General features: G+C 54.7%; 12 protein-coding genes. All 12 read left to right on the top strand.

What is annotated here, in order from left to right:
- Nucleotides 1–6 precede the first annotated feature (6 nt).
- The 12 genes from fabF to nagZ all read left to right on the top strand — a co-directional run bounded on the left by fabF (nt 7) and on the right by nagZ (nt 12,381).
- Entirely contained in the window at nt 7–1,248 is a 1,242-nt protein-coding gene (gene fabF / locus ABRZ26_RS04920; RefSeq protein WP_319603147.1) for a beta-ketoacyl-ACP synthase II, read from the top strand.
- 334 nt (nt 1,249–1,582) lie between these two features.
- Nucleotides 1,583–2,380, top strand: coding sequence for an aminodeoxychorismate lyase (gene pabC, locus ABRZ26_RS04915; RefSeq protein ID WP_319603146.1), 798 nt, complete (start codon nt 1,583–1,585; stop codon nt 2,378–2,380).
- Between the two features lie 14 nt (nt 2,381–2,394).
- Nucleotides 2,395–3,414 (top strand): endolytic transglycosylase MltG, encoded by a 1,020-nt coding sequence (gene mltG / locus ABRZ26_RS04910; protein WP_319603145.1) that lies wholly within the window; start codon nt 2,395–2,397, stop codon nt 3,412–3,414.
- Entirely contained in the window at nt 3,401–4,069 is a 669-nt protein-coding gene (gene tmk / locus ABRZ26_RS04905; RefSeq protein ID WP_319603144.1) for a dTMP kinase, read from the top strand. Before mltG ends, tmk begins: the two co-directional genes overlap by 14 nt.
- Nucleotides 4,069–5,082, top strand: coding sequence for a DNA polymerase III subunit delta' (holB, locus tag ABRZ26_RS04900; protein ID WP_319603143.1), 1,014 nt, complete (start codon nt 4,069–4,071; stop codon nt 5,080–5,082). The genes tmk and holB overlap by 1 nt, the downstream gene beginning before the upstream one ends.
- 19 nt (nt 5,083–5,101) lie before the next feature.
- Nucleotides 5,102–5,899 (top strand): metal-dependent hydrolase, encoded by a 798-nt coding sequence (locus tag ABRZ26_RS04895; protein WP_319603142.1) that lies wholly within the window; start codon nt 5,102–5,104, stop codon nt 5,897–5,899.
- 316 nt (nt 5,900–6,215) lie between these two features.
- A complete protein-coding gene (ptsG, locus tag ABRZ26_RS04890; protein ID WP_319603141.1) occupies nt 6,216–7,649 on the top strand; it encodes a PTS glucose transporter subunit IIBC in 1,434 nt (477 codons plus the stop codon).
- A 489-nt stretch (nt 7,650–8,138) separates the two neighbouring features.
- On the top strand, nt 8,139–9,242 hold the full coding sequence (locus tag ABRZ26_RS04885; protein ID WP_319603140.1) for a glycerol dehydrogenase: 1,104 nt from the start codon (nt 8,139–8,141) through the stop codon (nt 9,240–9,242).
- 206 nt (nt 9,243–9,448) lie between these two features.
- Nucleotides 9,449–9,805 carry a purine nucleoside phosphoramidase gene (gene hinT / locus ABRZ26_RS04880; protein WP_319603139.1) on the top strand — a complete coding sequence of 119 codons (357 nt, stop codon included), beginning with the start codon at nt 9,449–9,451 and terminating at the stop codon, nt 9,803–9,805.
- A gap of 80 nt (nt 9,806–9,885) precedes the next feature.
- Nucleotides 9,886–10,461: a penicillin-binding protein activator LpoB gene (lpoB, locus tag ABRZ26_RS04875; protein ID WP_319603138.1), complete on the top strand. Its 576-nt coding sequence runs from the start codon at nt 9,886–9,888 to the stop codon at nt 10,459–10,461.
- Nucleotides 10,445–11,305, top strand: coding sequence for a thiamine kinase (thiK, locus tag ABRZ26_RS04870; RefSeq protein ID WP_319603137.1), 861 nt, complete (start codon nt 10,445–10,447; stop codon nt 11,303–11,305). Before lpoB ends, thiK begins: the two co-directional genes overlap by 17 nt.
- 47 nt (nt 11,306–11,352) lie before the next feature.
- Entirely contained in the window at nt 11,353–12,381 is a 1,029-nt protein-coding gene (nagZ, locus tag ABRZ26_RS04865; RefSeq protein ID WP_319603136.1) for a beta-N-acetylhexosaminidase, read from the top strand.
- The last annotated feature ends 45 nt before the right edge of the window (nt 12,382–12,426 follow it).

The following is a 12,426-nucleotide window of genomic DNA, read 5'->3' as shown; positions in this document are numbered from 1 at the left end:
ACAAGCGTGTCTAAGCGTCGAGTAGTTGTTACCGGACTGGGCATGTTATCTCCTGTCGGCAATACAGTTGAGTCTACCTGGAGTGCTCTTCTTGCCGGTCAGAGTGGTATCAGCCTGATCGACCATTTCGATACTAGTGCCTATGCAACGCGTTTTGCTGGCTTAGTAAAGGATTTTAATTGTGAGGAATTCATTTCGCGCAAAGAAGCCCGCAAAATGGATGCCTTTATTCAATACGGGATCGTCGCCGGCATTCAAGCCATGCAGGATTCCGGTCTTGAAGTAACGGAAGAAAATGCACCGCGTATTGGTGCGGCGATCGGTTCCGGCATCGGCGGTCTGGGTCTCATCGAAGAGAACCACAGTTCGCTGGTGAAGGGCGGTCCGCGTAAAATCAGTCCGTTCTTCGTGCCTTCAACCATTGTTAATATGGTTGCCGGGCATCTCACCATCATGTACGGATTGCGCGGCCCAAGTATTTCCATCGCCACCGCCTGTACGTCCGGCGTGCATAACATCGGTCACGCCGCGCGCATCATCGCTTACAATGATGCCGACGTCATGGTTGCCGGCGGTGCGGAAAAAGCCAGTACGCCGCTGGGCGTCGGCGGTTTCGGCGCGGCGCGCGCATTATCAACCCGTAACGATAACCCTCAGGCGGCAAGTCGTCCGTGGGATAAGGATCGTGACGGTTTCGTACTGGGTGACGGCGCCGGTATCATGGTGCTGGAAGAGTACGAACACGCCAAAAAACGCGGCGCGAAAATTTATGCGGAAATCGTCGGTTTTGGTATGAGCAGCGATGCCTACCATATGACGTCGCCGCCGGCAAATGGCGCCGGGGCCGCGTTGGCGATGGAAAATACGCTGCGCGATGCGGGTATTTCCGCATCCCAAATCGGTTATATCAATGCGCACGGCACGTCCACCGCCGCAGGCGACCGGGCTGAAACGCAGGCGGTGAAGTCGGTGTTTGGCGCGGATGCCGGTCGTGTATTAGTCAGTTCGACGAAATCGATGACCGGACACTTATTGGGCGCGGCCGGGGCGATCGAGTCGATTTTCAGTATCCTTGCGCTGCGCGACCAGGTCGTTCCGCCGACAATCAATCTGGATAATCCGGATGATGAATGCGATCTGGACTTCGTGCCTCACGAAGCGCGCCAGGTCAGCAACCTTGAGTATACGTTGTGTAACTCTTTCGGTTTCGGCGGCACCAACGGTTCGTTGTTATTCCGTAAGGTGTGATCGTCAAATGACCCCCTCCCGGCCTCCCCCTTGGCAGGGGGAGGAGCTAGTCTGCTCCCTCCGCTGTGAGGGGCGGGGCGGGGGCTTGGCCACGAGGTTTGTCTGCAACCTCAAAAAACCCGGTTTCCGGGTTTTTTTTTGTGACGGGCCATCCGTGGCCGTCACCCTTGCGGGCCGTCGCTGTCGCGACGTCAAAAACTTTTCCTGAAAGTTTTTTGTGACGGGCCATCCGTGGCCGTCACCCTTGCGGGCCGGCGCAAATCGGATTGTGCGACTTGTATGAACCTGCGGTTTGCTGGCAAGCTGGCGAAACGTGGTTGAAAGGAAGATACGGATGCTCTGGATAAATGGTCAGTTGCAGAAACAACTCGCGGTATCGGATCGCGGCACCCAGTTTGGCGATGGATGTTTTACCACGGCCAGAGTGCGAGATGCCGAGATCGTCTGGCTTGACCGGCATCTGGCTCGGTTGCAGCAGGCGGCGGAGCGTTTGATGCTGCCCGCCATTGACTGGTCGTCATTACGCCAGGAGATGAATCTGGCGGCGCGAGGTCGCAGCGAAGGCATCGTTAAAGTTATTCTTACCCGGGGTTCGGGCGGACGAGGATATGGCATTCAGGGCTGCGATAGCCCGACGCGGATTGTGATGCAGGCGGACTATCCCGCTCATTATGCCCGTTGGCGCGAGCAGGGCGTCAGCCTGCGTCTCAGTTCGGTCGCATTAGCCCGAAGTCGGCTGCTGGCGGGTATAAAGCATCTGAATCGCCTGGAACAGATCCTGATTCGTATCGATCTTGAACGGCGCGCGGCCGATGAGGTCTTGGTGCTTGATACCGCCGGGTCGCTAGTGGAATGCTGCGCGGCTAATTTGTTCTGGCGTAAGGGGAAGCGCGTCTATACGCCGGATTTGTCCTATGCCGGCGTGGATGGCGTAGCCAGACAACACATCATTTCACTGCTGGCGGGGTCTGAGTTTGATCTGCATATTGTTACCGAACCGGTAGAGACGCTGGCCGATGCGGATGAGGTGTTCATTAGCAACGCATTAATGCCGATTATTCCCGTAAACCAGGCGCAGTCCTGGTGTTATCGCTCAAGAGAACTCTATCGGTTCCTGAGCCCTAACTGTTAGTCGTTGGTTGATTTATGAAGAGAAAAAAAATTGCTGTGCTGATCGTCGCACTGCTGCTGGCATTGTTCTTTTTGTGGCAGAAAGTCCGGAATTTCGCCAGCTCGCCGCTCGCTATCAAGCAGGAAACCATCTTTACTCTCCCGGCCGGCACGGGTCGTGATGGATTGGAAACATTATTACTGGATCAGAAAGTCATTTCCGACGGTACCTTTTTGCCATGGTTGCTGAAGGCTGAGCCGGAATTAGCGAAATTTAAGGCCGGTACATACCGTTTTACCGCTGGAATGACGGTTCGGCAAATGTTGGCCTTATTGTCCAGCGGTAAAGAGGCGCAGTTCTCCATTCGGTTTGTGGAAGGCTCGCGCCTGAAGGAATGGCTCGAAACGTTGCATCAGTCATCCTATATTAAACATACGCTGACGGATAAGAGCGTGCGGGAGATTGCCGAGCAGCTCGGGATGAAAGATAAACCCAATCCGGAAGGATGGTTTTATCCCGACACCTATCTGTACACGGCCAATACGACCGACCTCGCGTTGCTGCAACGCGCTCACCTGCGCATGAAAAAAACCGTTGATGAAGTATGGCAGGGACGTGAGGAAGGATTACCGTATAAAACGGCGGATGAGCTGTTAACCATGGCTTCGATCGTTGAGAAAGAGACGGCGATCGCGCAAGAGCGTACTCAGGTGGCGTCTGTTTTCATCAACCGCCTGCGCGTCGGCATGCGTTTGCAAACCGATCCAACCGTTATTTATGGCATGGGTGACGCGTATACGGGGGTGATTACCCGCAAGGCGCTGGATACGCCGACGCCGTACAATACCTACGTTATTTCCGGTTTACCGCCAACGCCGATCGCGATGCCGGGAAAAGCGTCTCTGGATGCGGCCGCGCACCCGGCTAAAACGTCATATCTCTACTTTGTGGCGGATGGTAAGGGCGGTCATAGTTTTACCACTAACCTTGCAGACCATAATCGCGCTGTAAGGCTATACCGCTCAGCGGTAAAGGATCGGAATGAGCAACAGTAAATTTATCGTGTTGGAAGGTCTGGAAGGCGCGGGGAAAACCAGCGCCAGGAATGTCGTGGTTGACACGTTGCGCGCATACGGCGTCCATGACGTGGTATTCACGCGTGAGCCGGGCGGCACGCCGTTGGCCGAAAAACTGCGTGAATTGATCAAGCAGGGCATTGCGGATGAAAAAGTAACGGATAAAGCGGAAATTCTGATGCTGTACGCGGCGCGCGTCCAACTGGTCGAAAACGTGATTAAGCCGGCGTTGGCGCGCGGGAGCTGGGTGATCGGCGACCGACACGACCTCTCATCCCAGGCATACCAGGGCGGCGGGCGCGGGATCGATCGGCTGTTGTTGCAGTCGTTGCGTGATACCGTATTGGGCGATTTTCGCCCCGATCTGACGCTTTATCTTGATTTACCGCCCGCCGTCGGTTTGCAACGCGCTCGTCAGCGCGGCGAGCTGGATCGCATTGAGCAGGAGTCATTCGCCTTTTTTGAACGTACCCGCGCGCGTTATCAGGCGCTGGCCGCACAGGACGACAGCATTGTGACGATTGACGCATCACAGACGATAGAAAAAGTCGGCGTCGCTATACAGGCCGAGTTGCGGCGCTGGTTGCAGCGGCAGGGATTGACTTTGCAGACGTTGACGCAGGGTCAGGACTGATGGATTGGTATCCGTGGCTTAATACCTCTTATCGCCAACTGATCGGGCAATATCAGGCGGGAAGGGGGCATCATGCCATCTTGCTGCATGCCTTGCCGGGCATGGGGGATGATTCGCTGGTTTATGCGCTGAGCCGCTGGCTGATGTGTCAGCACCCCGAGGGCATGAAAAGCTGCGGTAAGTGCCATGCCTGCAATTTAATGATGGCGGGAACCCATCCAGACTGGTACGTGCTGAATCCTGAGAAGGGTAAGCACAGCCTGGGGGTCGACCCATTGCGCGACGTGCTGGATAAGCTGTATCAGCATGCCCGGCAGGGCGGCGCCAAAGTGGTCTGGCTGCCGTCGGCCGAGCAACTCACGGAGGCGGCCGCCAATGCGTTGCTGAAAACGCTGGAAGAGCCGCCGCAGGGTACCTACTTTCTGTTTGGTTGTCGGGAACCCGCCCGCTTGTTGGCGACGCTGCGTAGCCGTTGTCTGTATCACTATCTGGATGTGCCGGGCGAAACGCAGAGCGTGCTATGGCTGAATTCCCGCCATAAGAACGACGCGCAGGCGTTGCGAACCGCATTAAGGTTGCAGGCGGGCGCGCCGCTGGCCGCGGAAAAGCTTTTGCAGCCAGAGCGTTGGAAGCAGCGAATCGTATTGTGTCAGACGTTCTCCGCCGCGCTGACTTCGCGCGACCTGCTTTCTTTACTGCCGCAGCTCCACCATGATGATGCCGCCGAGCGTATTCACTGGCTGACGTCGTTGCTGCTGGATGCGATGAAATGGCAGCAAGGGGCGGGCGAGTATCTGGTCAATCAGGATCAAACCGAACTGGTGGCGCATTTGGCCACTGGCGTTGAGAATTCTCAGTTACAGTATGAGCTGCATCAGTGGCTGGCCTGCCGACAACAACTGCTGACGGTCACGGGCGTGAACCGGGAGTTACTGTTGACGGAACGCTTGCTTGATGGCGAGCGCAGCCTGTCCGCGCCTGGCCAACGCGACTTCCATCCATTTTCCGCTTAATTGATTTCGAGTAAATATCATGTTGTTAGTTGATTCTCACTGTCATCTTGACGGACTGGATTACCAGTCCCTACATAAAGATGTGTCTGATGTAGTGGATAAAGCCAGACGTCGCGACGTCGGCTTCATTTTGGCGGTGGCGACGACGTTGCCGGGTTTCCGCGCCATGACCGATCTGATCGGCGAGCGGGACAATGTCGCTTTTTCGTGCGGCGTTCATCCGTTAAATCAGGATGAGCCCTATGATTACGCCGAGTTACGTCAGCTTGCGGCGTCCAGCCAGGTTGTGGCGCTGGGAGAGACGGGGCTGGATTATCACTATCAGGCAGAGACGAAAGCGCAACAGCAGGCGTCTTTTCGTGAACATATCCGCATCGGCAACCAGTTGAACAAACCGGTGATTGTCCATACCCGGTCTGCGCGCGCCGACACGCTGGCTATTTTAAAGGAAGAGCAGGTAGAGCGGTGCGGCGGCGTCCTGCATTGTTTTACCGAAGATTTAGCCACCGCCAGAACCCTGTTGGATATGGGATTCTATATTTCATTTTCCGGTATCGTCACCTTCCGTAATGCGGAGGAATTGCGTGATGTCGCGCGCTACGTGCCGTTGGATCGCATGCTGGTTGAAACCGACTCACCCTGGCTGGCGCCCGTGCCTTTCCGCGGGCAGGAAAATCAGCCCGCCAACGTACGTGACGTGGCGGAGTATTTAGCCATATTGAAAGGCGTTGAGTTGGAAAAACTGGCGCAAGCCACTACCGCGAATTTCTGCCAGCTGTTTCACATTGATCCCGCAAGGTTGACCACTGCGCGATAGTGGTTGAGAATAGCCGAGTTTTTTTGGACCGTGTAATTAATCGAGACGAATGCACAATCTGACTGGCTTTTACGTCGCCAGGATTGTGCGTTTTTTAGTAAAGCGTTATGTATGCGCTTAAATTGTGACCTGTTTTCACTTGTTGGATTGTTGAAACGTGATAGCTGTCAAACATTGATCACGCTATTTATTTTACTCTGCGTAAAAATTAAAAGGGGGCTATGACACCCCTCACTTGTAAAGGGTATCCTCCCCACCTTTATGTACATATAAGCATCAGAAGTAAAAGCACCATTACTCAGGAGCACACTCAATTATGTTCAAGAATGCATTCGCAAACCTGCAAAAAGTAGGTAAGTCGCTAATGCTGCCGGTATCCGTATTGCCTATCGCAGGTATTCTGCTGGGCGTCGGGTCGGCAAATTTTAGTTGGCTGCCAGCCATTGTTTCTCATGTTATGGCGGAGGCCGGCGGGTCTGTTTTCGCCAACATGCCGTTGATTTTTGCTATCGGCGTGGCGTTGGGCTTCACCAACAATGATGGCGTGTCTGCTCTGGCTGCCGTTGTGGCGTACGGCATTATGGTGAAAACCATGGCGGTGGTCGCGCCGCTGGTTCTGCATTTACCTGCGCAAGAGATTCAGGCTCAGCACCTTGCTGATACCGGGGTGTTAGGCGGCATTATCGCGGGCTCGGTCGCAGCGTACATGTTTAATCGTTTCTACCGTATTAAACTGCCTGAATATCTTGGCTTCTTTGCCGGCAAGCGTTTCGTTCCGATCATTTCCGGTCTGGCGGCGATTTTCCTGGGCGTTGTCCTGTCATTCGTCTGGCCGCCGATTGGTCGCGCTATCCAGACGTTCTCTCAATGGGGCGCGTATCAGAACCCGGTGGTGGCGTTTGGTCTGTATGGCCTGGTTGAACGTTCCCTGGTGCCGTTCGGTCTGCACCATATCTGGAACGTGCCTTTCCAGATGCAAATCGGCGAATATACCAACGCGGCCGGTCAGGTGTTCCACGGCGATATCCCGCGTTACATGGCGGGCGACCCGACCGCGGGTAAATTGTCCGGCGGCTTCCTGTTCAAAATGTATGGCTTGCCTGCCGCGGCTATTGCTATCTGGCACTCAGCCAAACCGGAAAATCGCGCCAAAGTGGGCGGGATCATGATCTCCGCGGCGCTGACGGCATTCCTGACCGGTATCACCGAACCTATCGAATTCTCGTTCCTGTTCGTTGCGCCGATTCTGTATGTGATCCATGCGATTCTGGCCGGTCTGGCGTTCCCGATCTGTATCCTGCTGGATATGCGCGACGGCACCAGCTTCTCTCACGGTCTGATTGACTTTATCGTGTTGAGCGGCAACGGTCATAATCTGTGGTATTTCCCGATCGTCGGTCTGGGTTATGCACTTGTCTACTATGCGATTTTCCGTTTGTTGATCGTCAAACTGAACCTGAAAACCCCCGGTCGCGAAGATACCTCCGCCGAGCAGGTAGTGACAGGCGGTTCTGAAATGGCTGGCGCGCTGGTTAACGCCTTCGGCGGTAAAGATAACATCACCAATCTGGATGCCTGTATTACCCGTTTGCGTGTGAGCGTAGCCGATGTGTCAAAAGTCGATCAGGCTGGTTTGAAACAGTTGGGTGCTGCCGGCGTCGTTGTTGCGGGTTCAGGCGTTCAGGCCATTTTCGGCACCAAGTCCGACAACCTGAAGACCGATATGGACGATTTCATCCGTAATAGCTAATTAGTTAGTTGGGGAGATTCAACACGGCTAATGCCGGTCACTTAAGGTGTCCGGCATTTTTTTTAATGGATATGCCGAACACCCACCTTGATTTCTCTGCGATCATTCCCTGCCCGCCGCCGCGTGAATACCCGGCAGCAACGCTCACCGTTCCAGACGCGCCATTTTCCGCCTTAACCGAAGAAAAGCCTGATTGATTTATTAGGTTATTTAATGTTATTCGATGGCGGCCGGCAGAAAAAATTCCCTCTCAGGCGCTCGATGAACTGTCTGTATCGTCGCTATAGCGCGATAGTTGAACGAAAATGCGGCTCGTTCCAGGATCATTCCCTTTCATGATGCTATATGCATTCAGCTATTCATATCAATAATACTTAAGTTTTCGCCTGGGTTGATCCAGATCAATTCGGGGAGAGCTTCCATTTGATTCAACCGGATTCAAATATCTATAGTTTTTTTAAAAATTTTTTACAAAAAAGGGAATTATTTATGTCTAGTCATCGCTCAATATCTTCACCGAAAAAATTCATCATCGCAAAAGATCTGCTGTTGGACCCCAGCGCATATATTAAAGACTTTGGTCATCAGGCCCTTATTATTTGCGACGTTTTTTTTCTGGAGACGGTCAATTCAACCACTAAATTTAACCTGCAAAAAAATGATGTCGCCGGCGTTATAGAGAAATTCGCGGGCGAATGCACGCAAAAAGAAGTCGATCGCCTGTGTGCAATAAGAGAAAAAAACGGTTGCGACGTCATCGTCGGCATCGGCGGCGGGAAAACATTGGATGCGGCGAAAGCCGTTGCCTACCAACATAAAAAACCTGTCGTCATTGTTCCAACCATTGCGTCCACCGACGCTCCCTGTACCGCCCTGTCTGTTCTCTACAAAGAAAACGGCGAATTTGATAAGTACCTGTTCCTGCCGGAAAATCCGGATACCGTCTTAGCCGATCCAAACGTTTTGGTGAAAGCGCCGGCGCGTTTTTTCTCCGCGGGCATCGGCGATGCGTTAGCCACCTATTTTGAAGCCCGCGCCTGCTACGCCGCTGACGGTCTGAATCTGATTTTAAGAAAACCTTCGATAACCGGTATGGCCATCGCCAAACTGTGCTTCGAGCAACTGAAAGCCAACGTCGAGCAGGCGATGATTTGCGTGGAAAATAAAGTCAGCTCGCCCGCTTTTGAAGCCTGCCTGGAGGCCACTATTTACAACAGCGGCGTGGGCGCGGAGTCCGGCGGTTTGGCGGCGGCTCATGCGGTGAACAACGGCATGTCCGTGGTGCCGGAACTGCATAGGGCGCAGCACGGCGAAAAAGTGGTTTTCGGTCTTTTAACGCAGTTGGTGCTGGAAAATGCGCCGCAAGCGGAGCTGGAAGAAGTCATCCAGATTATCAAACTCGCCAAACTGCCGCTGTGCCTGGAAGATTTTGGTCTGACGCAGTGGAAAGAAAAAGATTGGCGCGCCGTTGCTGAAGTCGCCTGCGCAGAAGGCGATACGATGACCAACATGGTAAAAAAAGTCACGGCGAACGATGTCTATGACGCCATGAAGATTGCAGACTCGCTGGGTAAATATTATCGCGATAAATAAGCGGCCAATACCGATCGTCTAAGGGCGATGAGTCGGCGAAGTGTGTATGTAAAAAGGTTCATGACTTTCATGAGCCTTTTTTATGGCGTCGCTGGCGAAATATCCATTTGCCACAGAAATCGTCGAAGAAGGTTGAAAGAAACGGAATATCTCACTCATACTGCCTGTACAATCTCATCCGAGTCTGTTTTAAAAGGAAATCAATCATGGCTGAAGAGACTATTTTTAGTAAAATTATCCGCCGGGAAATTCCTGCCGACATCCTGTATCAGGATGAACTGGTCACCGCTTTTCGTGATATCGCGCCGCGTACGCCGACGCATGTTCTGATCGTACCCAATGTCTTGATCCCTACGGTTAACGATACGACGGCCGAGCATGAAGCCGCATTGGGACGGATGATTACGGTGGCCGGGAAAATCGCGCGGCAGGAAGGGATTGCGGACGACGGTTATCGTCTGATCATCAACTGCAACCGACACGGCGGGCAAGAGGTTTACCATATTCACATGCATTTGCTCGGCGGTCAGGTATTAGGGCCATTACTTTCAGATCGCGTCTAATTCGGCAGGCCAATATTCGTCGACCATGTTGAACATGGGCGTGCCGACGGATGCCGGGAGCCAGGGGGTAAAGAAGAAACATGAAAAAGTATCTATGGGTGATATTGGCTGCGCTGGTGCTGACGGGGTGTCCTAGCCGACCGCCGGAACCCACGGAGCCGCCAGCGACGATTGAACCGGTCGAGCCGCCACCGCCGTCGACGCCGCCGCCGAGCGAACAGGTTCCGACGCCGCCTAAAATTCAGACGTTGAATTGGGGCGCCAGTATCGAGCCGCTGGTCGCCCGGATGCTGAAAGCCGACGGCGTGACGCAGGGCAGTATTCTGCTGCTGGACAGCGTGAAAAATAACACCAACGGCGCGTTGCAGACGGCGAAAGCCACCAATGCGCTGTACAATGCGCTGTCGTCCAGTCAGACCTTTACGCTGGTGCCGCGGGAGCAGGTCGCCACCGCGAAACAAACCTTAGGGCTATCGGTTGACGACAGTCTGGGATCACGCAGTAAGGCGATTGGGCTGGCTCGCTATGTTAGCGCGCAGTATGTGCTGTACAGCGACGTGAGCGGCGATGTGAAATCACCGGTGCTGGATATGCAACTGATGCTGGTGCAGACCGGGGAAATTGTTTGGTCGGGCAGCGGTGCGGTACAGCAGTAAACAGCAGATTGCCGATGTTCTTGGCAGACGTTTTCCGGCGGCAGAGTCCGCCGGTTTTCGTTTTGAACCCATTAGCGGACTAAGCAGTGAAAGCTGGCGAGTAAGCGCGCCGGGATTCGATGGACTGGCGCGACCGCAGTCGGCGTCCGGTCGTCTGTCCGGCGTCGATCGTCAGCGGGAGTTTCACCTGTTGCGGCAGATGGCGGCGGCGGGATTAGCGCCTCGTCCGCTACTGTGGGAGAAGGGCTGGTTAATTGTCGAGTGGGTGCCGGGGCGCGTCGCCACGGCGGCGGAGTTTTCCGCATTGCTGAATAACGGCGAGCTGGCGCGTTATCTTGCCGTTATTCATCAACGGCCGCGCTGCGGTTATCCGTTAACGTTGCCGCCCCTGTTCGCCCTTTATTGGCAAAGGATGGACGCTGGCCGGCGTTCACCGGCGCTGTTGCGGCTTCACCAACATTTCCAGCGGCAGGCGCCGCCGAAACCGCTGGCCGTTGCGCCGTTGCACCTGGATGTTCACGCGGAAAATCTGTTGCTGACGGGTGAAAAAATCATGCTCATCGACTGGGAGTATGCGGCGGACGGCGATATTGCGCTGGAATTGGCGTTTATTGCGCGCGCCAATCAACTGGACGCCGCAACGCAACGGCGTTTTTTACAACGCTACCGCCAACAGCGTCCAGGTTTTTCCCTCGCGGACCTTCAACGACAGACTGAACGCTGGTTGCCGTGGGTCGATTATCTGGTGTTGATGTGGCACGAAATACGCTGGCGGCAAACCAGACAGGACAAATTTCTGCGAGCGCTGGCGCCGCTGCGTCGACAGCTGGGGCTAAATGAGTAGCCGCGCTCGTACAAGTATCAACGACGTAAACAATGAATGAGGTTTTCGTGGGCCCGGTAATGTTAGATGTCGCCAGCTATGAGCTGGATGCGGAAGATAGAGAAATATTAGCCCATCCGCTGGTGGGCGGTTTGATTCTGTTTACCCGCAATTTTCATGATGCGGAACAGCTGCGCGAACTGGTGCGCCAGATTCGTTCGGCATCGCGCGAGCGCTTGGTGGTGGCGGTCGATCAGGAAGGCGGCCGGGTGCAGCGCTTCCGCGAAGGGTTTACCCGGTTGCCGGCCGCGCAGGCGTTTGCCGCGTTGAACGCCGAAGGCGAAGCCTGCCGGCTGGCGCAGGAGGCCGGCTGGTTGATGGCGGCGGAAATGATCTCGATGGATATTGATATCAGTTTTGCGCCGGTGCTGGACATCGGCCACAACAGCGCCGCCATCGGCGAACGTTCGTTTCATGAACGGCCGGAAACCGCGTTGGCGGTGGCGAACAGTTTTATCAGCGGCATGCACAGCGCCGGTATGAAAGCGACGGGTAAACATTTTCCTGGTCATGGCGCGGTCAGCGCGGATTCCCATAAAGAGACGCCGGTGGATCCCCGCCCGCTGGAGGAAATCCGGTCGCATGATATGCTGATTTTCAAGACGTTGATTCAACAGCGGCAGTTGGATGCGATTATGCCGGCCCATGTGATCTATACCGCCGCCGATCCGCGTCCCGCCAGCGGATCGCCGTTTTGGTTAAAGCAGATATTGCGTCAGGAATTGGGCTTTAACGGCATCATCTTTTCCGATGACCTGTCGATGGAGGGCGCGGCGGTGATGGGGAGCTATCCTGAGCGGGCGCAGGCCTCGCTGGACGCCGGATGCGACATGATTTTGGCTTGCAACAACCGGCAAGGCGCGGTAAGTGTTTTGGATAATCTGTCCCCGGTCAAAGCGGAGCAACTGACCAGCCTATATCATCGGGGTTCGTTCTCCCGTCGACAACTGTTGGATTCGTCGCGCTGGAAGCAGGCCAATCAGACGCTTACGGCGCTAAGCGAGCGTTGGCAGGCATACAAGGACGAGAGGAAATAAGATCTTCCGCTACACCGCCCGCGGCGCGGTGTAGCCAAAATAGTG

Origin of the sequence: Brenneria sp. L4-2C, assembly GCF_040240335.1 — a bacterium.
GTDB lineage: Bacteria > Pseudomonadota > Gammaproteobacteria > Enterobacterales > Enterobacteriaceae > Brenneria.
The sequence above is the reverse complement of the archived record's forward strand: the minus strand, read 5'-3'. Positions and strand labels throughout refer to the sequence as shown.